Origin of the sequence: Bradyrhizobium sp. SZCCHNR2028 (genome assembly GCF_032380995.1) — a bacterium.
In the GTDB taxonomy this organism is placed as follows: Bacteria; Pseudomonadota; Alphaproteobacteria; order Rhizobiales; family Xanthobacteraceae; genus Bradyrhizobium.
Genome location: NZ_JAUHJF010000013.1, coordinates 34,514 through 59,889 on the forward strand (window position 1 = coordinate 34,514; position 25,376 = coordinate 59,889).

Annotated in this window: 18 protein-coding genes; 12 read left to right on the top strand and 6 right to left on the bottom strand. The window is 65.8% G+C overall.

Annotated elements, in window-relative coordinates; genetic code table 11:
• Positions 1–11 precede the first annotated feature (11 nt).
• The 6 genes from QX121_RS20335 to ftsH all read left to right on the top strand — a co-directional run bounded on the left by QX121_RS20335 (position 12) and on the right by ftsH (position 8,746).
• Positions 12–2,351 carry a putative bifunctional diguanylate cyclase/phosphodiesterase gene (locus tag QX121_RS20335; protein WP_315736317.1) on the top strand — a complete coding sequence of 780 codons (2,340 nt, stop codon included), beginning with the start codon at positions 12–14 and terminating at the stop codon, positions 2,349–2,351.
• A 362-nt stretch (positions 2,352–2,713) separates the two neighbouring features.
• On the top strand, positions 2,714–3,436 hold the full coding sequence (locus tag QX121_RS20340) for an N-acyl amino acid synthase FeeM domain-containing protein (protein WP_315736318.1): 723 nt from the start codon (positions 2,714–2,716) through the stop codon (positions 3,434–3,436).
• 279 nt (positions 3,437–3,715) lie between these two features.
• A complete protein-coding gene (gene pal / locus QX121_RS20345; protein WP_315736319.1) occupies positions 3,716–4,210 on the top strand; it encodes a peptidoglycan-associated lipoprotein Pal in 495 nt (164 codons plus the stop codon).
• A 201-nt stretch (positions 4,211–4,411) separates the two neighbouring features.
• A complete protein-coding gene (ybgF, locus tag QX121_RS20350; RefSeq protein WP_315812875.1) occupies positions 4,412–5,458 on the top strand; it encodes a tol-pal system protein YbgF in 1,047 nt (348 codons plus the stop codon).
• A 62-nt stretch (positions 5,459–5,520) separates the two neighbouring features.
• The gene (gene tilS, locus QX121_RS20355; RefSeq protein WP_315812876.1) at positions 5,521–6,594 is read left to right on the top strand and encodes a tRNA lysidine(34) synthetase TilS; all 1,074 of its coding nucleotides are present in this window, start codon (positions 5,521–5,523) and stop codon (positions 6,592–6,594) included.
• A gap of 235 nt (positions 6,595–6,829) precedes the next feature.
• On the top strand, positions 6,830–8,746 hold the full coding sequence (gene ftsH / locus QX121_RS20360; RefSeq protein WP_315777758.1) for an ATP-dependent zinc metalloprotease FtsH: 1,917 nt from the start codon (positions 6,830–6,832) through the stop codon (positions 8,744–8,746).
• Positions 8,747–8,960: 214 nt separating this feature from the next.
• Here the strand turns inward: ftsH and QX121_RS20365 are convergent, their stop codons facing one another.
• Entirely contained in the window at positions 8,961–10,166 is a 1,206-nt protein-coding gene (locus QX121_RS20365) for an alpha/beta hydrolase family protein (protein WP_315812877.1), read from the bottom strand.
• A gap of 178 nt (positions 10,167–10,344) precedes the next feature.
• Between QX121_RS20365 and QX121_RS20370 the strand changes: the two genes are divergently transcribed.
• The 3 genes from QX121_RS20370 (at position 10,345) to QX121_RS20380 (ending at position 14,148) form a co-directional block, all read left to right on the top strand.
• A complete protein-coding gene (locus tag QX121_RS20370) occupies positions 10,345–11,571 on the top strand; it encodes a glycosyltransferase family 87 protein (RefSeq protein WP_315812878.1) in 1,227 nt (408 codons plus the stop codon).
• 158 nt (positions 11,572–11,729) lie between these two features.
• A complete protein-coding gene (locus tag QX121_RS20375; RefSeq protein ID WP_315717573.1) occupies positions 11,730–12,404 on the top strand; it encodes a helix-turn-helix domain-containing protein in 675 nt (224 codons plus the stop codon).
• A 130-nt stretch (positions 12,405–12,534) separates the two neighbouring features.
• Positions 12,535–14,148 (top strand): glycosyltransferase family 87 protein, encoded by a 1,614-nt coding sequence (locus QX121_RS20380; protein WP_315812879.1) that lies wholly within the window; start codon positions 12,535–12,537, stop codon positions 14,146–14,148.
• 6 nt (positions 14,149–14,154) lie between these two features.
• Here the strand turns inward: QX121_RS20380 and pyk are convergent, their stop codons facing one another.
• The gene (gene pyk, locus QX121_RS20385; protein WP_315736327.1) at positions 14,155–15,591 is read right to left on the bottom strand and encodes a pyruvate kinase; all 1,437 of its coding nucleotides are present in this window, start codon (positions 15,589–15,591) and stop codon (positions 14,155–14,157) included.
• Positions 15,588–16,184 (bottom strand): DUF1036 domain-containing protein, encoded by a 597-nt coding sequence (locus QX121_RS20390; protein WP_315736328.1) that lies wholly within the window; start codon positions 16,182–16,184, stop codon positions 15,588–15,590. The genes pyk and QX121_RS20390 overlap by 4 nt, the downstream gene beginning before the upstream one ends.
• Before the next feature lie 200 nt (positions 16,185–16,384).
• Between QX121_RS20390 and QX121_RS20395 the strand changes: the two genes are divergently transcribed.
• Both QX121_RS20395 and QX121_RS20400 read left to right on the top strand, forming a co-directional pair.
• Positions 16,385–16,681, top strand: coding sequence for a DUF1244 domain-containing protein (locus QX121_RS20395; RefSeq protein ID WP_315736329.1), 297 nt, complete (start codon positions 16,385–16,387; stop codon positions 16,679–16,681).
• 290 nt (positions 16,682–16,971) lie between these two features.
• Positions 16,972–17,247 carry a DUF2312 domain-containing protein gene (locus QX121_RS20400; protein WP_008961835.1) on the top strand — a complete coding sequence of 92 codons (276 nt, stop codon included), beginning with the start codon at positions 16,972–16,974 and terminating at the stop codon, positions 17,245–17,247.
• A gap of 148 nt (positions 17,248–17,395) precedes the next feature.
• Here QX121_RS20400 and QX121_RS20405 read toward each other — a convergent pair whose 3' ends face one another.
• The 3 genes from QX121_RS20405 to QX121_RS20415 form a co-directional block, all read right to left on the bottom strand.
• A complete protein-coding gene (locus QX121_RS20405; protein WP_315812880.1) occupies positions 17,396–19,051 on the bottom strand; it encodes a DUF882 domain-containing protein in 1,656 nt (551 codons plus the stop codon).
• A 270-nt stretch (positions 19,052–19,321) separates the two neighbouring features.
• Positions 19,322–21,379 (bottom strand): murein L,D-transpeptidase, encoded by a 2,058-nt coding sequence (locus QX121_RS20410; RefSeq protein ID WP_315812928.1) that lies wholly within the window; start codon positions 21,377–21,379, stop codon positions 19,322–19,324.
• A 386-nt stretch (positions 21,380–21,765) separates the two neighbouring features.
• Positions 21,766–23,259, bottom strand: coding sequence for a sigma-54 dependent transcriptional regulator (locus QX121_RS20415; protein WP_315736331.1), 1,494 nt, complete (start codon positions 23,257–23,259; stop codon positions 21,766–21,768).
• 120 nt (positions 23,260–23,379) lie between these two features.
• Here QX121_RS20415 and QX121_RS20420 point away from each other — a divergent pair, with 120 nt between their 5' ends.
• Entirely contained in the window at positions 23,380–25,359 is a 1,980-nt protein-coding gene (locus tag QX121_RS20420) for a M3 family oligoendopeptidase (RefSeq protein ID WP_315812881.1), read from the top strand.
• Positions 25,360–25,376 lie beyond the last annotated feature (17 nt).

Here is a 25,376-nt window from a genome sequence, read left to right on the forward strand (position 1 = left end):
CGTGCGCACGAATGCAGCTTGCCACTCAGAATGGAGAAGACGATCGAAAGTTGTCGCCTGCGATCCAGGCGGCTCTCGTCGACTCCCTCTTCCAGGATCCCGGCCCGATGTTCGCCGGCGCACTCTGCGCCGCCGTCGCCGCCGTCATGACCGCGATCAAGAGCGGCGACGTCAATCTGTGGCCGTGTGCCGCGATGCTGATCATCGCAGGGGCGTTCCGTTCGCTCGACATGCGCTACTATCGGAGCCTCTGCGACAACGGTCGCCTCACGCAGGAGGCGGTCGAGCGCTGGGAGGTTCGCTACCAGATCGGCGCCATGATCTATGCGCTGGTGCTCGGCGTGTGGTGCGTAGTCGCCCTTGTCGACAACAGCGACCCGGTGGTGCACCTGATCGCGATCACGGTGACGCTCTGCTACATGTCGGCGGGCGCCGGCCGGACCTACGGGCGGCCTTGGATATTCCATGTCCAGATCCTGCTCGCCTGCGGACCGCTTGCAGTGGCTCTCGCGATCCACGGCAGCCCTTATTACCTGGGCATGGCGGCGTTCTGCGTCCTGTTCTTCGTGTCGCTGAAACATATCTCGACCAATCTGCAGAGGATCTTCGTCCAGGCCTTCGTGGCGCGCGAAAGCGAGGCTGCGCTGGCCAAGCAGTTCGATACGGCCCTGAACAACATGCCGCACGGCCTGTGCATGTTCCGCTCCGACGGGCGTCTGGCCGTGATGAACCACCGCTTCGGCCACATGATGAGCCTGCCGGATGACATCCTGCAGCGTGGCGGCAAGGCGGCCGACATCATCAACGCCTGCGTGATCGCAGGCTCGATCTCCGCTTCGAGCGGCCGGCTGATTCTGGCCGAGATCGAGCACACCAAGACCCATAACGTCATTACCAGCGATCCCGACGTCGCGCGCGACCGGTCGCTGTCCTGGACCTTCCAGCCGATGGCCGACGGCGGCGCCGTGGTCCTGCTCGAGGACATCACCGAGCGCCGGCATGCGGAGGCGCGCATCTCGCATCTGGCGCGCTATGACGAACTCACGACCTTGCCGAACCGCGTCAGCTTCCGCGACGAGATCGAACGGCTGCTCAGGATTCCGCAGCGGCACGGCGAATTGTCCGCGCTGCTGTTCGTCGATCTCGACCGCTTCAAGCAGGTCAACGACACGCTCGGCCACCCCTGCGGCGATCAACTGCTCTGCGCGGTCTCCGAGCGCCTGCGCGACATGCTGCGTCCGGAAGACTTCGTCGCGCGCTTCGGCGGCGACGAGTTCGTGGTGTTCCAGCGCAACATCCGCTCCAACGATGACGCGGCCATGCTGGCGCGCCGGATCGTCGACCAGCTCAGCGAGCGCTACAAGATCGACAATCATCTGGTCGAGATCGGCGCCAGCGTCGGCATCGCCATGACTGGGCCGGGGATCAGCGCCGACACGCTATTGAAGAACGCCGACATGGCGCTGTACCGCGCCAAGGCCGAGGGACGGGGCACCTTCTGCTTCTTCCGCGACGAACTCGCCCAGACGGTGGAAGCGCGCCGCATCCTCGAGCTCGATCTGCGCAAGGCGCTGGCGAACGAGGAGTTCGAGCTGTTCTATCAGCCGCTGGTCAATCTGAAGTCCGGCAAGATCTCGACCTGCGAGGCGCTGCTGCGCTGGAATCACCCGGTGCGCGGCACGGTCTCGCCGGTCGACATCATTCCCGTCGCCGAGGACATGGGCCTGATCGTCGATCTCGGCCGCTGGATCCTGCGCAAGGCCTGCCTCGAATGCATGAAATGGCCGGATGCGGTCAGCGTCGCCGTCAACTTCTCGCCGCAGCAGTTCCATCAGCGCGATGTGCTCAGTGAGGTCCGCTACGCGCTCGAAGTGTCCGGGCTGCCGCCGCATCGGCTCGAGATCGAGATCACCGAATCCTCGCTGTTGCGCAACACCCAGCTCACGCACGATGTGCTGTCGCAATTGCATATGCTCGGGGTTCGTATTTCGCTCGACGATTTCGGCACCGGCTATTCGAGCCTCAGCTATTTGCACAACTTCCCGTTGGAGAAGGTCAAGATCGATCGCTCTTTCCTCGAAGGCATCGACAGCGATCGGCCGCTGACCCTGTTGCGCGGTGTCGCAAGATTGTCCGCCGATCTCGGCATGTCGGTGGTGGTGGAGGGCATCGAGACCAACGAGCAGCTCGAACTGGTCAGCGCCGACGGCACGGTCACCGAGGCGCAGGGCTATCTGTTCAGCCGGCCTGTCCCCGCAATCCGCATCCGACAGCTCCTGAATGCCTCGCATGGGCGCCGTTCCAGCGACGGGGCGATCGCGGCCGCCGGCGGGACACGTTCGATCGCTTGATCGCCCGACCTCCGCCTTGATGCGGACGTGCCGCGAAGATCGACCGGTGCTGGAGGCGAGCTCTGTGCGTAGCATCCCGCCGGCCCTCTCTACGAGCGTGGCTCGCACGTGAATGGCGATGTGACAACCCCACGTCGCACCATTCGGAAACATTGCACGCGTCTACCAAGCGAATCCGTTTCGATTTGACACGCAAGTGATCCGAAGCAATCCGTCCGGTGCAGCGTCCAATCCCGTAAGTCACGGTTGCTCCTCCGGGATTCTGCGAGCCGTTAACTTTGTACCGCCGAAAGCTTTGCGTCGGCATTAACCCGCTGTTAAGCTCATACTGCTCGTAGGAGTTGTGTGAGAAGGGGTTGCGGATGAAGTCGGCGGCTAGAGTAAGTGCCGTTGCTGAACAGAAGTCGGATGTGCTGGAGAACGTGGACTATCGACTGGCGCTGACTGTTGAGGACAAGGACGAGATCTATCGGCTGCGCTACCGCGCCTATCTGCGCGAAGGCGCCATCCTCCCGTCGCCCAGCGAACGCGTCACCGACGAATATGACGATCTTCCCAACAGCTTCATCTTCGGCGTCTACGTCAATGGCGAGCTCTACAGCTCGATCCGCATCAGCGTCGTGAACTCGCAATGGCGCCGATCGTTGTCCTCGGACATGTTCGCCGACTTGCTGCATCCCGAGCTTGATCGCGGGAAGGTCATCATCGACCCGACACGGTTCGTCGCCGACCATGAGAAGGCGCGGCTGTTTCCGGCGCTTCCCTATGTGACGGTCCGGCTCGGCTACGTCGCCTGCGCCCACTTCAATGCGGACATCGGTCTCGCCAACGTCCGCCCCGAGCATCGCGCCTTCTACAAGAAGGTGTTCCTGCAGGAACCATGGGGTGAGCCGCGGCTCTACTCCGGCCTCACCAAGCCGGTCGGCCTGGTGGCGGCGCATTACCCTTCGATCCGCGATCGCGTGTTCCAGCGCTTTCCGTTCATGCGCTCGAGCGCGTTCGAACGGCGGATGCTGTTCGATCGTCCCGCGCCGGACGCCTTCACTGATTCGTTCAGGATTCAGGCGGTCGCGAAGGCCGGCTGATCATCGGCCGATATCGGGGCCAGTTCGGCCGTCTGGCCGGTTCACACCGTGGCCCTGATGCAAAATTCAGCGAAAAAGCGCCCTGCTGCAGGCGTCGCGCCGCTTGCCTTCACCCTGGCGCCACATTTACAACCCATTAACCATCGCGGTCGCTTTTCGGGTTTCGTTAGCATTTGACGGGGTTCGGCAAGACCCCATCAAGGTTGACGGAACGTTCGCTTAACCATCGCCCTGTAGACCGGATGGCAGTCTAAGAACGTGAGCGTGGAGGCTCCGGGAATGAAATATCAGATGCGTATCCTCCAGGGATTGAAGTTGGCCGCCGTGCTGGCCGTGGCGCTGTCGATGGGCGCCTGCGCCAACAAGAATCTCACCGGGGCCGACGGGGCGATGGCCAGCGCTGCGACTCCAGGCAGCCAGCAGGACTTCGTCGTGAATGTCGGCGATCGCGTCTTCTTCGAGAGCGATCAGACCGATCTCACGCCGCAGGCGATCGCGACCTTGGAGAAGCAGGCGCAGTGGCTGCAGAGCTATCCGCGCTACTCCTTCACGATCGAGGGCCATGCCGACGAGCGCGGCACCCGCGAGTACAACATCGCGCTGGGCGCGCGGCGCGCGCAGTCGGTCCGCAACTTCCTGGTGTCGCGCGGCATCGACCAGGGCCGCATGCGCACGATCTCCTACGGCAAGGAGCGGCCGGTGGCGGTTTGTAACGATATCTCGTGCTGGTCGCAGAACCGCCGTGCGGTGACGGTCCTGAACGCCAGTTCATAAAGCTGAACGAATCCGTTGCTGATGAAGCCGGCGTCGCCCATCGACGCCGGCTTCATTGTATGTGATCGGCGGGTCTTGTCGGGCTTGGTCTTGTCTTCGCTTGAACGTCATTTGTCTCTATCGCATTTCTGCTTTACAGCCTCGCTCACAGGCCTGTTTTCAATGTCTCGCCGATCCGGTCGTCAGGGCAGCATGTCATTCATGTTTCTTCCACGGAGCGCCGCCGCGATCCTCGCAGCGCTCGTCGTTTTCTCGTGTCAGGCACTTTCGTCGCGGGCGCTCGCCCAGACCGACGATGATCCCGAGATCCGGATCCAGCGGCTCGAAAACCAGCTCCGGCAACTGACCGGTCAGAACGAGGAGCTGCAATATCGCAATCGCCAGCTCGAGGAGCGGCTGCGGCAACTGCAGAGCGCAGCGCCGGGCGGCGCCGCCGCGGCACAGCCGGGCGCGGCCGCGCCGGCGCAGGCCAATCCCGCCTACGGCCAGCCTCCACAGCCGGCCTACGGGCAGCAGCAATATGGCCAGCAGCAGTACGGCCAGCCGCAACAGGCCTCTCCCCAGCAGCAGCCGGGCTATGCGCAGCCGCAGGCCGGCGCGCCGGTGCAAATCGTCCAGGAGCCCGCGGCCCCTGGCCGGGGCCGCCGCGGCGATGCGTTCGATCCGAGCCAGAATCCGACGGCTCCCGGCGCCCCGCAAGCGCTCGGCGGCGGCCAGTTGCCGATCCAGCCGGGTGGCGGCCAGGCCGCCGGCCGTCCCGCCGGCGATCCCACGACTCTCGCCAACACGGGCGGTCGCTATCCCCAGGGCGCGCCGCCGGCCGCTGCTCCCGGCGCTGGCGGACTGGAGACCGCGCCGCCGCGGCAGACGCCGCGCGACGAATACGACCTCGGCATTGGCTACATGCAGCGCCGCGACTACGCGCTGGCCGAGCAGACGATGCGCAACTTCACCCAGAAATATCCGAACGATCCGATGGTCGGCGACGCGCAATATTGGCTCGGCGAGAGCTTCTACCAGCGTCAGCAATATCGCGATGCAGCCGAGGTCTTCCTCGCCGTGACGACGAAATACGAGAAGTCGGGCAAGGCGGCGGATGCGCTGCTCCGGCTCGGCCAGTCGCTGGCCGCGCTGAAGGAGAAGGAGGCGGCCTGCGCCGCGTTCGGCGAAGTGACGCGCAAATATCCGCGCGCGTCGGCGGGCGTGAAGGCGACGGTCGATCGCGAGCAGAAGCGGGTGAAGTGCTGAACGCCCCCGGGCGAGGGTAGGCCTCTCGCCTACGACCGACGGGGCGGGTAGGCTGCGGCGCCATGTCGAAGGCCGGTTCCGAAGATGATCTTGCGATCTCCGCCGCCGAAGCGGAGCGCCTGTTCGCGCCGCTTTCGGCGGCGCCCGTGCTGGTGCTCGCCGTATCGGGCGGTCCGGATTCGATGGCTCTGATGTGGCTCGCGGCGCGGTGGCGCGCGGGGCTTGCGCAGGGGCCGCGCCTTGTGGCTGTGACGGTCGACCATGCTCTGCGGCGCGACTCCGCCCGTGAAGCCCGCATGGTGAAGGAGACCGCGCGGCGGCTCGCAATTCCACATCGGACCTTGCGTTGGAACGATGAGAAGCCGGACACCGGGATTCCCGAAGCGGCGCGCCTGGCAAGATACCGCCTGCTGGCGCGCGCGGCGCGGCAGGCGGGCGCCGGACACGTCGTCACCGCCCACACCCGTGACGACCAGGCCGAGACCGTGCTGATGCGGCTCCTGCGTGGCAGCGGCATTGCGGGGCTCGCGGCGATGGCACCGCTCAGCGAGCGTGAAGGGCTGTTGCTGGCGCGGCCTCTGCTCGACGTTGCCAAGGTCAGGCTGGTGGCGACGCTGCGCTCGGCCGGGATCCCCTTCGCAGATGATCCGACCAATCAAGATCCCGCCTTCACCCGGCCGCGGCTGCGCGCCCTGATGCCGGCTCTGGCCGCCGAGGGCGGCGATGCCCGGACGCTGGCGACGCTGGCCGACCGGCTCGGACGGGCCAATGCCGCGATCGAATTGATGGCGGATGGCGCCGAACGCTATCTCGCATTGCGAGCGGCCGGCACCGGGCCCGGACAGGCGGATCACGGCGAGACCTTCGAGGCGCGCGCCTTTGTCGCACTCCCGGCAGAAATCAGACTGAGGCTGCTGATGCGCGCCATCAATCGCATTGGCACTGAAGGTCCCGTGGAACTCGGCAAGGCCGAGGCGCTGCTGGCGCGACTAGACCGGACTCTTGCGGGGAACTCAGATGGTGGTACGTCTGCTCCGGGCAGGCTAAAACAGACCCTGGCTGGTGCACTGGTAAGCATGACGCGAGGCGCGATCCGCATCACGCCCGCGCCGCCGCGGCGGTCGGGCGCGACTTGAAGCGGCTCGTCGCTTTCGCGGACCCTTAACCACCGGCCCTGGCAGCGGTTTCCCGCGCCATTTTTTGAGCGGGAATCGGGCTAGGATGCGATAAATAGTCCTTTCTAGTTCCCTTGGCATTGCCGCGAGTGGTACCTAGATTACGAGACGGTCGACCGGGGGATTCCCTCGTGGCTACCCAGGGATGAGTCCGAGGACGAACGGCCGCGATCCGCGCGACCACGAAGGAAAATCGATGAACGCCAATCTGCGCAATTTCGCCCTTTGGGTCATTATTGTCCTGTTGCTGTTGGCGCTGTTCACACTCTTCCAGAACCCGGGGCAACGCGCGTCGTCGACCGACATCAACTTCTCGCAGTTGTTGACCGAGGTCGATCAGGGCAATGTGCGCGACGTCGTGATCCAGGGGCCGGAGATTCACGGCACCTTCAAGAACGGCTCGTCGTTCCAGACCTACGCGCCGAGCGATCCGAACCTCGTGAAGCGCCTGTACGACGCCAAGGTCAACATCCAGGCCAAGCCGCCCGGCGACAACGTGCCGTGGTTCGTGTCGCTGCTGGTGTCGTGGCTGCCCTTCATCGCGCTGATCGGCGTCTGGATCTTCCTCTCCCGGCAGATGCAGGGCGGCGCCGGCAAGGCGATGGGCTTCGGCAAGTCGCGCGCCAAGATGCTGACCGAGGCGCACGGCCGGGTGACGTTCGAGGACGTCGCCGGCGTCGACGAGGCCAAGCAGGACCTGCAGGAGATCGTCGAATTCCTGCGCGATCCCGGCAAATTCCAGCGGCTCGGCGGCCGCATTCCGCGCGGCGTGCTGCTGGTCGGCCCTCCCGGCACCGGCAAGACGCTGATCGCGCGTGCGGTGGCCGGCGAAGCCAACGTGCCGTTCTTCACCATTTCGGGTTCTGACTTCGTCGAGATGTTCGTCGGCGTCGGCGCCAGCCGCGTCCGCGACATGTTCGAGCAGGCCAAGAAGAACGCGCCCTGCATCATCTTCATCGACGAAATCGACGCCGTCGGTCGCCATCGCGGCGCCGGTCTCGGCGGCGGCAATGACGAGCGTGAGCAGACCCTCAATCAGTTGCTGGTCGAGATGGACGGCTTCGAGGCCAACGAGGGCGTGATCCTGATCGCAGCCACCAACCGGCCCGACGTGCTCGATCCTGCCCTGATGCGTCCCGGCCGCTTCGACCGCCAGGTCGTGGTCTCGAACCCGGACATCATCGGCCGCGAGCAGATCCTCAAGGTTCATGTCCGCAAGGTGCCGCTGGCGCCGGACGTCAACCTCAAGACCATCGCCCGCGGCACGCCCGGCTTCTCCGGCGCCGACCTGATGAACCTCGTCAACGAGGCTGCTCTGACCGCCGCTCGTCGCAACAAGCGGATGGTAACGCAGTCCGAGTTCGAGGAGGCCAAGGACAAGGTGCTGATGGGCGCCGAGCGCCGCTCGATGGTGATGACCGAGGAAGAGAAGATGCTGACCGCCTATCACGAGGCGGGACATGCGATCGTCGGCCTCAACGTCCCGAGCCACGACCCGATCCACAAGGCCACCATCATTCCGCGCGGCCGCGCGCTCGGCATGGTGCAGTCGCTGCCCGAGGCCGACCGTCACTCGCATACGCGTGAGTGGTGCGTCTCGAAGCTCGCGATGATGTTCGGCGGCCGCGAGGCCGAGGTGCAGAAGTTCGGTGCGGAGAAGGTGACCAATGGCGCCACCGGCGACATCCAGCAGGCCACCAACCTCGCCCGCGCGATGGTCATGGAATGGGGCATGTCGGACAAGCTCGGCCGCGTGCGCTACCAGAGCAATGAGCAGGAGGTCTTCCTGGGTCATTCGGTGGCGCGCTCGACCAACATCTCCGACGATACCGCCCGCCTGATCGACTCCGAAATTCGCGGCCTGATCGAGGCCGGCGAGCAGGAGGCGCGCCGCATCATCACCGAGAAGCGCGACGACTGGGAAGCGATCGCCCAGGCGCTGCTCGAATACGAGACGCTGACCGGCGAGGAGATCAACGACCTCCTGAAGGGCAAGAAGCCGAACCGCGAATCGGCGGTCGAGCCGTCGACGCCGCGCGCGTCGGCCGTGCCGCCGGCCGGCAAGCCGCGGCCGCGGCCCGATCCGGGCCTCGAGCCGCAGCCCCAGGCGTGAGTCAGGGTTGATATGCAACGGACTTCCGACGGTCAGCCTATCTGATCCGGAAGATCGAGAGAGACGACAGGCCCGGCTTACAGCCGGGCTTTTCGTTTGTTTGGAGTCGGGCCGGCGGCAGTCCGATTCGCGCGCGGTGGGCGCGCGTTCTGTTTGTCACGTCTTTCGTTGACGGGGTGCTGCGCCGCCGACCGCGCCGGAGGCGCCGCGCGTATCACGGCTTGTCGAACCAGGCCTTCCACTGCGGGACGGCGGTGGCGAACGTGCCGCGATGGCTGGTTGGTCCCGTCGACACCGCCTCGACCTTGCTGTTGCCGGCCCCGATCGCCTGCTGATAGGTCATCGCCAGCCGGCCGAGACCGGTCGAGATTGCCTCGTCGGTCTCGCCGTAATAGTTGCGCACCGGCGTCTTGATGATCCAGCGATAGGCTTGCGTCTGCGCGACCAGGCGGCCGTAGGCCGACGCAGCGAAATACTGCGCATCGAAATAATCGGGCTTGAGCAGCTTGTGCAGATCGGTTGGGACGTCGGCGACGTTGAAGGGGGCGCGCTCATAGGCCTTGCGGGCGACGTCGTAATAGGTGTCGCTGATCACCGAGCGCGCCAGCCCCGGCACCGCATAGTAGTTCTCGAACGCGAACGCCGACAGGATGAACAGCGAATTGACCCAGGCGGCGTCGTTCTTGCGCGGGAAGTTCAGGAAGCCGTTCAGCGCGACGAACACATCGACCGGCGCGCTCGCCGTCGCCGCTGCCGCGACCTGCACGCCGGCGCTTTCGAGCTTCTCGAGAAAGGCCATGGTCACGAAGCCGCCTTGCGACCAGCCGGCGATGTCGAGCCTGGCGCTCGTCAGCTTCATCTGGTCGAGCACGGCGCGGCTCGCCCGCAGCATGTCGTAAGTGGCCTGCTGATGGCTGGCCTTCACCATGTAGCCTTCTGGCTCGGTCGAGATGCCCATCCCGAAATAGTCGGCGCCGATCAGCAGATAGCCTTGTCCTGCGAACTGCGCGATCATCAGCTGCGTCTCGGGCGACTGCTCCGGAAACGATGGCACCTCCTGCTTTCCGTACACCGTGCCGTGCTGATAGGACACCATCGGCAGGCTGGTCTCGCCGGTCTCGGGCACCGCGAGCAGGCCGCTCGCCGTGATCGGCTTGTTGCCGCGCTCGGGCACGACTGAGGCATAGGTTACGCGATAGAGCCGCACGGCGTTGCGGGCCGGGGTGTAGGTCACCGGGACGCCGGCGAATTTCGGCGTATCGACGGTGAGGATGGTGTTCAGCCGGGCGACGTCCCAGCGGGCCAGATACTCATAGCTCACGTCGGAGGAGACGCGGACCGGACCCTTGTCCTGGGCGCGGCTTGCGGCCGGCCAAATGGTGCAGACGAGCAGCGCGATGAGGGCGCGATAAACGAACATGGGATCTCCCCGGCCTGCCGCCGTTGGTTGCATTCGGACCCCTGCGATACAGATCGCGCGTAAACAATCGGTGCGGCGCCGGCGGTCGCGCGCCGTCGCCCACGCTTAAGCCTTCTTCAAGCGTCCCCGCCTATGTCTCGATCGGGAGGCGCCCATGCAGGCGCGGGGCGAGGTCCAGATGGCTGACAATCCTGATGCCGCCGCGATCCCATCGCAGCGTCGTGACGTTCCGCTCGGCCTGTTCGCGGCCTGCTTCGCGCTCGCCTGCATCAACGCCTCGTTCTTCCCGGCCGGGCTGTGGTCGGGCACCTGGATCTGGGACCAGGCGGGTCTCGGCATTCCCACCGATTTCGTTAATGTCTGGGCGGCCGGCAAGCTGGCGCTGCAGGGACATCCGGCGCTGGCCTGGGACTGGGACGTGCAGCGCCAGGTCGAACTCGACCTGCTGCGGCAGGATTTCCCGGGCTACTTTGCCTGGCACTATCCGCCGCCGTTCCTGTTCGTCGCAGCGTTCCTGGCGCAGTTTCCCTACACGCTCGCCTTCGTCGGCTGGGTCTATGCCAGCTTTGTTCCCTATGCGCTCGCGATGCGCGCGATCGTCGGCCGCGGCTTCGGCCTGCTGCTCGCAGCCGGCTTTCCGGCCCTGTTCTCGAACGCGCTGGTCGGGCAGAACGGATGCCTCACTGCCGCGCTCGTCGGCGGCACGCTCTATCTGCTGCCGGTGCGGCCGGTGCTGGCGGGGATCTGTCTCGGGCTCCTGACCTACAAGCCGCAATATGGCCTGCTCTTCCCGATCGTGCTGATCGCCACCCAGCGCTGGACAGCCTTCGTCTCTGCGAGCGTCACCGGCATCGTTCTGGCGCTGCTGTCATGGCTCGCCTTCGGGCCGGAGAGCTGGCAGGCCTTCTTGCATTGGCTGCCGATGTTCTCGCAGGCGTTCCTGACCGAGGGCAAGGCGACCTGGTGGAAGCTGCAGAGCCTGTTTTCGCTCGTGCGCTATTTCGGCGGCTCGGAAGCGCTCGGCTGGACCTTCCAATGGGTGCTGACCGCAGCCGTTGCGGTCGTGCTGGTGACGCTGTGGCGCAGCCCGGTGCGCTACGCGCTGAAGGCGGCGGCGCTGGCCGTCGGGCTGCTGCTGACGACACCCTATTTGTTCATGTACGACATGATGGTTCAGGCCATCGCGGTGGCATGGCTGGTGCGGATCGGCCTCGCCGAGGGCTTTCGCCGCTACGAGCTGCCCGCGCTCGGCGGCATCGCGGCGCTTCAGATCACGTTCATGCTGTCCGGGATTCCGCTCGGGCTTGCGGCCAATCTGATCCTGGCCGGCCTGGTGCTGGCGCGCGCCGGCTCGTGGTGGCGTCGGCAGCCGACGCCCGCCGCGGCGGCGCTCGCGAGCGCCTGACACACTGGTTGGGGCCGGGCAGGGTCATGATTTCCCTTGTCTTCCTTCGTGAACAAGTGTTCAGTTCTTCCCAGCCATTTGTGAGGTCGATCCTCCAAAAACACTGAACCAGCGTTCGCCGGGTGCCCTGGACGAGCGCGTCCGGGACGAGAAACGCCATGGTCTATCGGCGAACCCATCAGGTCGTGAAGCGGCTCGCGGCTCGCCGCAGCGCGATCCTGGCTGCCGCCCGCGAAACCGCCGCGGAAGGCGGCATGTCTGCCGTCCAGATCGCCCCGGTGGCGATCCGGGCCAATGTCGCAGCCGGCACCGTCTATCGCTACTTTCCCTCCAAGGCGGATCTGATCTCGGAGCTGATCGCGGAAGTCTCGCGCGATGAGCTGGCCGCCGTCCGGCGCGCCGCCGATGCCGCGCCAGGTCCATCCTCGGCGCTGGCTGCCGCGGTGTCCACGGTCGCAGTGCACATCCTGTCGCAGCGCAAGCTCGCCTGGGGCATCCTGGCCGAGCCGGTCGACGTCGACGTGACGGCGTCACGGATCGCGAGCCGCCGCGAGATCGTCGGCGAGATCGCCTCGCGGATCGACGCGGCCGTCCGTGCCGGCCATCTTCCGGCGCAGGACACCCAGTTGGCCGCGACCGCGCTGCTCGGCGCGCTGCACGAGGCGCTGGTGGGGCCGCTGGCGACCGAGAATCCCGACGACCCCGCCAAGCTCCGCGACACCGTTCAGGCGGTCACCCTGCTGGCGCTGCGCGCGGTCGGCGTCATGGATGCGCGTGCGCGCGGTCTCGTCGTGCAGGCCGTGCTGCCGGTCAGGAGCCTGGTCGGCGCGTAGTCAGCGCCACCATGCCTTACCCTTCGGACGCAAGGCCGCGCTTAAGCAAGGATTCACCCGTCGCGGCGATGGTGAGGCGGGCGTGCCGCGAGAGCACCGCCTTGCCCCACTCCAGGTGCCTCCTCAGACGATGTCGATTGCACGCAACCCTCTGGCGACGCGCCTCGTCATCGCCGGATCGGCCGCCGCCGGCGCTGTCTATGCATCTCTCGCCGGCGAGGACATCAACTGGGACTGGCAGAACTATCACGACTATGCCGGCTTCGCGCTGCTGCATGGCCGCTTCGACATCGACGTCGCGCCTGGCGGCTTTCAGAGCTTCCTCAATCCGCTGATCTACCTGCTGCCTTACGCGGTCCGCCACGGGCTCGATGCGCCGTGGTGGGGCGTCGCGCTGGGCGCGCTGCACGGCCTCAATCTCGCGCTGGTCTATTGGGTTGCGCGCGTGCTGCTCCGGCGCGCGGCTGACGCGTTCACGCTCAGCGCCGCGCTCATCATCGCCGCCCTCAGTCCGATGGCGCTGTCCGAGGTCGGCACCAGCTTCGCCGACATTCTCACGACCATTCCGATCCTCGCCGGCATCGCGCTGATCTTCGGGGAGGACGATGAGCGCGGCCGACGTTTCGTCGCCGCTGGCCTGCTGATCGGCGCGGCCACGGGACTGAAGCTCACCAATGCGACGTTTCTGGTCGGAGCCGGCGTGTCGCTGCTGCTGGTGGCGCGGCCGTGGCGCGCGATCGTCGCATTCGGCGCGGGCAGTTCGGCCGGCGTGATCGTGACCGCGGGGCCGTGGGCATTGAAGATGGCGCGCGACTACGGCAGCCCGCTGTTTCCATTCTACAACACGATCTTCCGCTCGCCCGAAGCGCCGCAGGCCTCGATCGTCGATACGCGCTTCATGCCGCAGGGACTGCTCGACGCGCTCGCCTATCCGTTCTACTGGGTGATCGGCAAGCATCCCTCGTCGGAATGGCCGTTCCGCGATCCGCGTTTCGCCGTCGTGATCGTGCTGCTCATCGCGCTGATCGTCACCGGCCTGTGGCAGCGGCGCGAGGTGCTGCCGCTGCGCGACCGGCGCCTCCTGATCTTCTTCTGGCTCAGCTACGTCCTGTGGATGCTGGCCTTCTCGATCCAGCGCTATCTGATGCCGCTCGAGCTGTTGTCGGCGCCGCTGATCGTGCTGCTGCTCATCCGCCTGGTCGATGCTTGGCGTGCAGACGCTGGGCCGGTCGCGTCACCATCGCGGCGGATGACGCAGGCCGTCACGGTGATGGCCGCGCTCGGCATCGCGCTGGCGTCGCAGCCGACCGACTGGATGCGGCGGCCATGGTCAGATCCCTACCGGCCGCAGCTCGCGGCGGACCTGCAACGTCCCGCGACGTTCCTGCTGCTGCAGAAGCCGCTCGGCTACGTCACGTCGTTCCTGCCACAGGGCTCGCGCGTTTATCAGTTGTCGGAGCTCGTGGTGCCGATCGTGCCCGGCGGCGTGCTGGACCACCGGGTTCGCAACGGCCTGGCCAATCCGCTGCCGGGAGGCGTGTGGGCGCTGTATTTCTCCAAGAGCCCGGCCGACAACCCGCCGCGGCTCGAGGTGCTTGCGGACTATGATCTCCAGATCGATGCGTCGCGTGGCTGCGAGCGCATCCCCGGCGCCGCCGGCATTGCCATCGAGGCCTGTCCGGTGATCGCGCGGGCCAAGCCCCCGTCCACGGCCGGACTGGGCGCGATCGATAGGACCCAATAGGTCGTCTCAGATATGGGCGTCGCTCGACGGCCCGACATAGGCGATGCGCACCATGTTCGTGGTGCCGGGTGTGCCGAGCGGCACGCCGGCGACGATGATGACTCGCTGTCCGGCGCGGACGAAGCCGTCGCGGAACGCGATCGAGCCGGCGCGCTCGACCATGTCGTCCTGGTCGCGCGCGTCCTCGGCCACCACGCAGTGCACGCCCCACACGACCGACAAGCGGCGTCCGGTCGCCAGGTTCGGGGTGATCGCGACCACCGGCGGCTTCGGCCGCTCGCGCGCGACGCGGATCGCGGTGGAGCCGGACGAGGTCCAGCAGATGATCGTAGGAAGATCGAGATTTTCGGCGATCCGCCGTGCGGCTTCGGCGATCGCATCGCCCGCGGTCGATTCCGGCTCGGGACGCTGCGCCGCGATCACCGAGCGATAGACCACGTCGCGCTCGACCTCCTCGCCAATGCGGTTCATGGTCGAGACCGCCTCGACCGGGTATTTGCCGGCGGCCGACTCGGCCGACAGCATGATCGCGTCGGCGCCTTCATAGACCGCAGTGGCGACGTCGGAGACCTCGGCGCGCGTCGGCACCGGCGACTGGATCATCGATTCCAGCATCTGTGTCGCGACCACCACCGGCTTGCCGGCGCGGCGTGCCAGCCGCGTCATCTGCTTCTGCAGGCCGGGCACGCGCTCCAGCGGCAGCTCGACGCCAAGGTCGCCGCGCGCCACCATCAAAGCATCGGAGACGTCGACGATGTCGTTGAGCCGGTCGATCGCCTGCGGCTTCTCGATCTTCGACATCACGGCGGCGCGGCCGCGGATGATCTTCTTGGCTTCCAGCACGTCGTCGGCGCGCTGCACGAAGGACAGCGCGATCCAGTCGATGCCGATGTTCAAGGCTGCATCGAGGTCGGCCCGGTCCTTCGGCGTCATCGCCGAGACCGGCAGGTCGGTGTCCGGCAGGCTCACGCCCTTGCGGTCGGACATCTTGCCGCCGATCACGACCCGGGTGACGGCGCGGGTTGGCGAGGTCTCCTCGGCGATCAGCCGCACCTTGCCGTCATCCAGCAGCAGCGCATGTCCCGGCTGCAGGGCGGCCAGGATTTCCGGATGCGGCAGATGGACCCGCGTCGCATCGCCCGGTGTCTTGTCGGAATCGAGCACGAAGCTCTGGCCGTTGTTGAGCTGAACCGGGCCGTCGGCGAAGGTGCCGAGCCTGAGCTTCGGACCCTGGAGATCGACCAGAATGCCGATCGGGCGGCCGTAGCTCGCTTCGACGCTGCGGATCGTCGTCACCAGCTCCCGCAGCTTGTCGTGCGGGGTGTGGCTCATGTTGATCCTGAATATGTCGGCCCCGGCCTCGAACAGCTTGCGAATCATCGCGCTGTCCGAGGAGGCGGGGCCGAGCGTGGCGAGGATCTTGATGCGTCGCAGCCGCCTCATGGCTTGGGTGCTTGCCCTGGCGGCAGGGCCGGTGCGGCTGCCGGCGGCGCACCCTGCGGCCCATTGGGCAGACCTGGAACGTTGCCTCCGGGTCCCAACGTGCCGGGAATTCCGGGCACGCGCTGCTGCGCCGGCTGCTCATTGGCCTCCGTGAGCTGCACCGTCCAGGCGCGCTGGTCCCCGGTGTCGACCTCGAAGAAGCCGGTGCGGTCGAAGCCACGCGCCAGGCAATTGTCGGTGCCCTTGATGGTGAATTCCTTGTCGCGCGAGCACATGAAGGCCTGTCCCGACCATTCACCGCCGCGGTCATAGTCGAGCGCGTAGATGTAATAATAGCGCGCCACCAGCGTGCCCTTGAGAAGGGTCTCGCAGCTGCGTGACGACACGTTCCACCAGCCTTCCGTGGTCCAGCCTTCGGCGTCCTTGTAGCCGAGGGCGATCCCGACCCGGCTGGAGGTGTTGTTGCAGAGCCGGAAATCGGCGGCCGCCGGAGTGGACGACAGACAGAGCGCGGCCAGCCCAAGCAGCGAAAGCAGTCCGTAGCCAGGGCGGAAGGGATTGCGATGCAGGAGAGAGGAGATTTTGGGGATCATTGCGCGACGCTATATCAACCGTTGAACGATGTCGCTGGGCTTGGCTGCGGCTGTCAACGCCATGACGATCTCGTGCGAAGCCGCTGCGATCCAGCGCCTCGCTCCTCCTGACGGCGCTGCGATATGGCCAAATCTGCGACGAAGCCTCATTATATAGCAGACATCCGTCATGGCGCGGAACAGGGAACAAAGAGATGACGATGGACAGCACCACCCGGACCGAACTCGAAGCCGCCGCCTTTCGCCGGCTCGTCGAGCATCTGCGGACCAGAACCGACGTTCAGAACATCGATCTGATGAATCTGGCGGGGTTCTGCCGCAACTGCCTCTCCAACTGGCTGAAGGACGCCGCCGACGCCCAGGGGGCGCCAATGACCAAGGACGAGAGCCGCGAGGCGGTCTATGGCATGCCTTACGAGGAATGGAAGGCGAAGTACCAGCGCGAGGCCAGCGCCGAGCAGCGCGAAGCCTTCAAGAAGGCGCATCCGGGCCACTGATTCCGAAACGAGCGCGCAGGAGACGCGCTTTACTGCCTTTCGCGCGCGAGCCCAGACTTGGCAGGGGCTTCGAAGGCGAATCGGGTCCTGCGCAGGATGGTGACGAAACACAAGTGGCGCGGCCGGCTTGCGTGGGCTTCACGCTGCGCAGGCCAACAAGATGTGGGCCGCTCTGTGGATGAGGGCGATGTCGCCTTGACGCGGGGCACGCCAGATTTGAGGGTCGCGGCGAACATGTAGCGCCCTTTGGCGCCTTCCTTGGACACACGAGTTCCACTCAGGAGTATCAGATGGCCACCTCCGCCGCCGCGAAGGACGACGACTCGCCCGCGACCCGCTTTGCCGTAGACCAGCTCAAGTCGATCATCGAGCGGATCGAGCGTCTCGAGGAGGAGAAGAAGGCGATCTCCGAAGACATCAAGGACGTCTACGCCGAGAGCAAGGGCAATGGCTTCGACGTCAAGGCGCTGCGCACGATCATCCGGCTGCGCAAGCAGGACCCGAACGAGCGCCAGGAAGAGGAAAGCATCCTCGAGACGTATATGCAGGCGCTCGGAATGATCTGAGCAGCCGGCCTCGCTCACCCGGAGGAGACCTCGGCTGCCCCTGACGGGGGATTCGCTTTCTCCCGGTTCGCGCCGGCGGCATGCGGCCATCGACGCTGCACTCCAGCTCGTCAATGCTGAGGAGAACGACGAACCGGCTGCCGCGGCGTCAGCGCAAGGCTGCCGCGCGCATGGCGAAGGATTTGGTTTCGAGCTTGACGATTGCCGGCCCTGTGAACTGATCGTAGCTTAGTCCCGGCGTCGGCTCGGCGGTGAAGCTCATCGCCAGCGCGACCTGCGGCTTGACGAAATAGCTGCGCATCACGGTGAGGTCCACGTCGCCCATTTTCGTCACGGACATCGATGACGACGCGCTCGGCGTCAGCATGATGGCCCGCATCCAGGTCGAATCGGGACCCTTGGCCGCCGAGATTCGCGTCGCCATCGTGATGGCGCCGTCCTGACCTTGGCCGTTCTTCGCGGCCGCGGGGGCGGCCTCAGGCACCGGCGCGACGCTGCGGGTCGCCGGGCGGGAGTTTCGCACCGGGATGGGGGCCGTGGAGGCGACATTGGCGCGATCGAGCGGAGAGGAGGCCGGGGGTGCGAAGGCCATGGCCTGCATCAGGCTTGCGGTCTGCTGCTGATCGATCGATGACAGCGCACGGCGCGCCGTGATCGCGGCAACCTGCTCGGGGGTGGCCTGCTTCGGCGTGCCGGGATTGTCACCCCAGAAGCCGCGCGAATTGATGATGTCGGCGACGCTCTGCGGCGCGCCGTCCCTGGATTTGCTGCCGACGGCGCTTGTCGTTTCGGACTTCGTCTCGGGCTTGGTCGCCGCGGGCTGAGCGGCAGATTGCGCATCCGCGGAGGCCAATTGCAGGGCATTGGCGATCTTGCCGCGCGTGGTGGCGGCTTTGCTGTCCAGCGATCGCTCGACGGTCCGGCCGTCCTTGTCGGAGCTCTTGTCAGCCGGCTTCGCGGCGAGTGCCGCGGTCTGGACCGGCTTGGCGTCGGCCTTGCCCTCGCTCTCGCCAGACTCCTCGTCATCCTCGCTCGGACGACCGCGGAACAGCCGTGCAAACAGGTTGGGGCGGCTGGACGACGCGTCATCGCCATTGCCGCGTTTCTCGATCTCGGCCTTGGCCAGCTCATAGCCCTTGAGAGGAACGCCGTTGCTCGGCACGTGAACGGTCTTGCCGTCCGGGAACACGCGGGCGAGCTGGTCAGCCGTCATCCGCGGCCAGTGCCGGATGTTGCCGGTGTCGAGGTGCACGAAGGGCGAGCCGGAAGTCGGGTAGAAGCCGACGCCGCCGCGCTGCAGGCGCAGGCCAGCGAAGCGGATCTGCTCCAGCGGCACGTTGGGAATGTAGAAATCCATCGCGTGGCCCAGCATGTGCTGGCTGTGCCGCGCCACCCCGGAATGCGCCGAGCGACGGCGCAGCATCGAGTTGGTGGCGGGCGACCGGTACGACGAGATGATCTGGATCGGCTGCTTGGCGTCGACGTCGCGATAGACCTCCCAGAGGATGTCGAACAGGCGGCGGTCCATGACCGTCTCGTCCTGGGTACGCCAGTCGCGGAGGAAGTGATTGAGCTTCTTCAGCGCGTCTTCGTCATAGCGGCCCTCGCGCTTGAAGGTGACCGTCAGGTCCTCGCCGGAATGGGTGTGGTGGAAGGAGAGGGTGTGGGTTTCATTCAGCGCCGCCGCGTCATGCACCGAGCCGGCGCCGATGAGCAGCAGCAGCGCCGCCAGCCCGCATTGGCATCCAGCCTTCCAACCCGCCCTCGTGAGCGAAACAGATTGGCGCGCGAAAACAGACAGCAAGATGCAGCCACCCCGTCGACGAGCGTTTACTCGATGACCCTCTTGCGGCCCGTCCGGCGGAAGAGAGAGGAAACGCTTACCTAAGGCGGGATGGTTAAGGGATACTGACCGACCCGCCCCCCAATTACCCTTAACATATACTCTTGAGTGTGGCGAAAAAGAGCCATCGAATCTTGGTTGATCATTGTGGTTAACCTAAAGCAAAGGCCCCGCCGATCGGCGAGGCCTTTGATCTCAAAATGGAAATTTTGACCGTGATCGGCGGCCTGATCAGCGGGTGAAGACCCGCCGGGCAGGGCGGCCGACCGGCGCCGGCGGCGTCGGCAGGCCACCGCCGCCGAACAGGCGCTCGAAGAAGTTCGGGCCGGAGGAGAAGCTGTTGTCGCTGATGTTGACCGAGTTCGGCAGCGGCCCCTTCGGACGCGCGTAGCTCGGTTGGGCGTGGGCGACGACGTTCTCGAGATCCTTGCCGCGGTTGTTCTTCAGGATCGAGATCATGGTCGCGTCGCGGCCATAGATGTCCTTGCGGAATTGCAGCTTGCCGGCTTCGTCGACGAAGGCGGTCTGGTAGGTGATGTTGACCGGGATCGGCGTCGGGAATTTCAGGTCGATCTCGCTGCGGCCGTACATGCTGCGGATGCGCTCGGGCGTGTAGCGCTCGTTCGGCATGGTGATGTTGAGCAGGACCGACGCGTACTGATCCGGATACTGCACGCGCATGCAGCCATGGCTGAAGGCGCGCTCGTCTCGGGCGAACAGGTTCTTGTCCGGCGTGTCGTGCTGATAGACCAGGAACTTGTTCGGGAAGTTGAAGCGGATGCGGCCGAGCGCGTTGGCCTCGCCCGGCGGCTGCGAGATGTGGATCGAGCCGTCGCGCGCTCGCTCCAGCCGCAGGCCCATGCGGTCGAGCACGGTCGGATCCTGCTGCAACGCCGGCAGATACTCGTTGTAGATGATCGACGGCGGCACGTTCCAGGTCGGATTGACCGTGATGAACTTCATCGTCTCGCTGAGCAACGGCGTCGCATGCTGCCCCGGCTTGCCGGTCACCACGCGGGTGGTCCACACCTGCGCGCCGTGCTGCATCACCTTCAGCGTGTAGTCGGGGATGTTGAGGATCACATAAGCGTCGCCGATCGCGGGCGCTCCGAGGTCGCGCGGCAGCCAGCGCCAGCGCTCCATGTTGACGAGGACCGTATCGATCTGCTTGTCGCGCTTGGGCGTGTTGAGCGCCTTCACGGTGCGGTCGTCGAGCACTCCGGTCGGCTTGAGGTCGACGCTTTCCTGGAACTTGCGGACGGCGGCGGCGACCTTGGCGTCATAGCGGATGTCGTCGGCGTTCTCGGTGATGCCGAGCTTGGCGCGCAGCTTGGGCACGCGCGGGTCGGACATCTGCGCCTCGGCCTCCGGCGCATTCTTGCCGCGGGCAGGAATGTATTTCAGCGGCTGGCCGTCGTCGATGATAACAGGCGCGCCGTCGCTGACGCCGCGCAGCTCGGCGAGCTTGGCCTTCAGCAGCTTGTAGAGCTTGTGCGGCGGGTTGTAGCTCTCCAGCGCCGCGGAGGCATCCTTTGCGCCGGCGACGTTGGCCAGCACCTCGTTCGGATCGACCGGATGCTCGGGATATTGGATATCCGCTGAGACCTGCGACCAGTGCATGCGGCCGCTCTGCGCCTGGCGCGCGTAGTCCATCATGCTCTCGGTGAGTCTGAGATCCGCCTCCGCCAGCGCGTCCGGTGCGGAGGCTGCGGCTGCGAAATCCGGCACCGGATAGTCGCCGGGATTGAGGCCATCGGCTGCTGCATCCCTGAGACGGGCGATGACGCCCTTCGCGGCGGCTGTCAGATTGCCGCCCTGGGTCCAGATCGGCGCGTAGTCGCGGCCGGTGTAGAATTTCTCGACGGCGGCGCGTTCGGCCTTGCGGTCGAAATACCTTGTCGCCTTGCTCGCCATCAGGTCGCGCAGACGGTCGGCAACGGGCTGGTCGGCGGCGGGAACGGTGCTGGCGGCCTTGACCGGGTCTGGGACCGTCGCGGTCGCAGGGGCCGCTGCCGGCGGCGTGGCGACGGTTTTGGCGGGATCGGCCGCAGGCGCCGCGGCAGAGTCGAGCGGCTTGGTCGTCGTCTCGGGCGACTTGGCCTGGTCGGGCGACACGGTGGCGGTGGTGTCGAGTTTGAAGTCACTGGCGGTCGGCGGCGGCACGTTGGCCGGCTCGGGGAACGGGATCGCCGCATCGATGGCGAGCTCGGCCGCGCTGTTGCGGGGCGGACCGCTCTGGGCGAAAGCAGAGGTCGAGGACACCGCGAGGAAGGTCGCCGCGACAGCCATGAGCACGCGGTCATATCCGCCACGGGTGGTCACACAATCTCGCATCATCAATCCCTCGGATGATCTGTCCCGGCTGGAACAGGGGTAACAAGGTCGATCCGCCAGCTTCGGCGCGGGTACCGCCTGTGAGGATGGTTCACATCTGCACGCAATGATTCACGCCCAAACGATACTCAAGCCCCATTTCTGCGGCCAGCGCCACACGGGACAACTCACGACAAACTGACTCTTGGGAAACCCCGGCCAAACCGATCGTGCGTTTGTGCCACGCGTTATTTCCTTTGTCTGTCACCGCAAGGCAACGGTTCAGATGTTCCAGTGTTGCCAAGACTTGCGGCCTTTTTCGGACGACAGCCAAGCGCAACCATGGTGCGGATCCGAGCGGCTCAGCCGAGCGGCGGGCTTTCCGTCGTGGGGGTCTCGTCATTGGCTTCGTCGAGCTTGCGGTAGAGCGTCGAGCGTCCGATTTTGAGGCGGCGCGCCACCTCCGACATCTGGCCGCGGTAATGGGCGATGGCGAAGCGGATGATCTCATGCTCCATCTCCTCGAGCGGCCGCACCTCGCCGCTTGCGGTGAGCAGCGGCAGGAACCCGTGCGAGGGCAGAGGGGCAATGGGGACTTCACTTCCCGGCACCATCGCAGGCAGCGCCGGAACAGGCCGCTCCACGGTGAGGGCCGGCGCAGGCTCCACCGGCGGTGCGTGGGTGGGAATCAGCGGAAAATCGGCCACGCCGAGCTGGTCACTCTCGCCCATGACGACGGCGCGGTAGACCGCGTTTTCCAACTGGCGGATATTGCCGGGCCAGTCGAGCTTGGTCAGATAGGCGACGGCCTCGCCGGCGATGCCCGAAATGGCGCGGTTCTCCTCAGCCGCAAACCGCGCGAGGAAATGCCGCAACAGATGCGGGATGTCCTCGCGGCGGGTGCGCAGCGGCGGAACGGTGAGCGGTAGCACATGCAGCCGGTAGAACAGATCCTCGCGGAAGTGGCCCTCCTTGACGCGGTCAAGCAGCCTGCGATTGGTCGCCGAGATGATGCGGACGTCGACCTTGACCGGCTTGCGGCCGCCGACGGCTTCCACGGCGCCCTCCTGCAGGGCGCGCAGCAGCTTGACCTGGGCGGTAAGCGGCAGCTCCGAGACCTCATCGAGGAACAGCGTGCCGCCATGGGCTTCGACGAACTTGCCCATGTGACGCTCGGTCGCGCCGGTGAATGCGCCCTTCTCGTGACCGAACAGGATCGATTCCACCAGATTGTCCGGGATCGCGCCGCAATTGACGGCAACGAACGGTTTCGTCTTGCGCTCGCTGGTGCCGTGGATGGCGCGGGCGAACAGCTCCTTGCCGACGCCTGATTCGCCTTCGATCAGCACCGGGATCGACGAGGCCGCGGCCTTCTCGGCGATGCGCAGGATCGGCGCCATCGCCTCCGCGCGGGTGATGATGTCGGCGAAGGTCAGGCGCCCTTCGCGGCTGTGCCGGATGCGCTGCAACTCGCCCTTCAAGGCCGAGGTATTGAGCGCATTACGCAACGAGACCTGGAGCCGCTCGATGCCGACCGGCTTGACGACGAAGTCCTGCGCGCCGGCGCGCATTGCGGAGACGACGTTGTCGATGCCGCCATGCGCGGTCTGCACGATCACGGGTATCGAGATCCCCATCTCGCGCATCTTGGAGAGGACACCCATGCCGTCGAGGCCGGGCATCACGAGATCGAGCACGATGGCGTCGATGGGGCCGGCGTCAGGATTCGTCAGCTTCTCGATGACGGCATCGCCGGTCTCGACGACGACCGCCTCGTAGCCGCATTTCTGCACCATGTTCTCCACCAGCCGGCGCTGGACCGGATCATCATCGGCAATCAAAATGCTGGCAGCCATGGCTTTCCTTGCACGCTACGACTATCTGTCTCGAATCGGGGCACTCTCGCCGACGCCGATTAACGCAACCTTAAACCTCGCTGATCGGGATACACGTTCGAACAACAGGTTACCCATCCGATGACCTCGCGCGCTTCTTCTGCCCTTCGCAAGCCGACCAGATCCGCCCCCCAGACCAAATCCGCCAAGACCAAATCCAACAAGGCCAAGCCGGCCAAGAAGCCCGCGTCAAAGCCGAAGCCGGTAGAGGTCAAGGCTGCGCGCGGTGCGACGGCCAAATCATCGGCCAAACCGGCAAAGAAGGCCGTCGCGGCAAAAGCCGGCATCGGCGTGCTGCCCGAATGGAATCTCGGCGACCTTTATATGGGCATCGACGCCCCTGAGATCGCTCACGATCTCGCGAAGATGGATTCCGAATGCGTCGCGTTTGAGACCGACTACAAGGGCAAGCTCGCCGAGCATGTCGCGCGCGAGGATGGCGGCGAATGGCTCGCAGAAGCCGTGCGGCGCTACGAGGCGATCGACGATCTCGCCGGGAGGCTCGGTTCGTTCGCCGGTCTTGCGCATGCCGGCGACAGCGTCGATCCGGCGATCTCCAAATTCTACGGCGACATCTCGGAGCGGCTGACGGCGGCGTCGACGCATCTGCTGTTCTTCCCGCTCGAGCTCAACCGCATCGACGACGCCGTGATCGAGCGCGCGATGGAGACGCCCGCGCTCGGCCATTACCGGCCGTGGATCGAGGACCTGCGCAAGGACAAGCCGTATCAGCTCGAGGACCGCGTCGAGCAGCTGTTCCACGAAAAGTCGCAGACCGGATACTCGGCCTGGAACAGGTTGTTCGACCAGACCATCGCTGGCCTGCGGTTTCAGGTCGGAGGTAAGGAGCTCGCGATCGAGCCGACGCTGAATTTCCTGCAGGACCGTGACGGCGCCAAGCGCAAGGCGGCCGCCGAGGCGCTGGCAAAAGCCTTCAAGGCCAATGAGCGCACCTTCGCGCTGATCACCAACACGCTCGCCAAGGACAAGGACATCTCGGACCGCTGGCGCGGTTTCCAGGATGTCGCCGACTCCCGCCACTTGAACAATCGCGTCGAGCGCGAGGTGGTCGATGCACTGGTGGCCTCGGTGCGCGCGGCCTATCCGAAGCTGTCGCATCGCTACTACCAGCTCAAGGCGCGCTGGTTCAAAAAGAAGAAGCTGGCGCATTGGGACCGCAATGCGCCGCTGCCCTTCGCCGCCAATGCCACCATTGCGTGGCCGGAGGCCAAGAGCATGGTGCTGACGGCCTATCGCGGCTTCTCGCCCGAGATGGCGGACATCGCCCAGCGCTTCTTCGACCAGAGCTGGATCGACGCGCCGGTGCGGCCGGGCAAGGCGCCGGGCGCGTTCTCGCATCCGACCACGCCCTCGGCGCATCCCTATGTGCTGATGAACTATCAGGGCAAGCCGCGTGACGTCATGACGCTCGCGCATGAGCTCGGCCACGGCGTGCACCAGGTGCTGGCGGCGAGGCAAGGCGCGCTGATGGCGCCGACGCCGCTGACCTTGGCGGAGACCGCGAGCGTGTTCGGCGAGATGCTGACGTTCAAGCGGCTGCTATCCGAGACCAAGGACGCCAGGCAGCGCCAGGCGCTGCTCGCCGGCAAGGTCGAGGACATGATCAACACCGTGGTGCGGCAGATCGCGTTCTATTCGTTCGAGCGCGCCGTGCATACCGAGCGCAAGAACGGCGAGCTGACCGCGGAGCGACTCGGACAGCTCTGGCTGTCGGTGCAGACCGAGAGCCTCGGCGAGGCGATCGAGATCAAGCCGGGCTACGAAAACTTCTGGATGTACATCCCGCACTTCATCCATTCGCCGTTCTACGTCTACGCCTATGCGTTCGGCGACTGCCTCGTGAACTCGCTCTATGCGGTCTACGAGCACGCCGCCGAGGGGTTTGCCGAGCGCTATCTGGCGATGCTCGCGGCCGGCGGCACCAAGCATTATTCCGAACTGCTCAAGCCGTTCGGCCTGGACGCCAAGGACCCCAAATTCTGGGACGGCGGTCTCTCAGTCATCGCCGGCATGATCGACGAGCTGGAGGCGATGGGGTAGGGGCGTAAAACATTTGT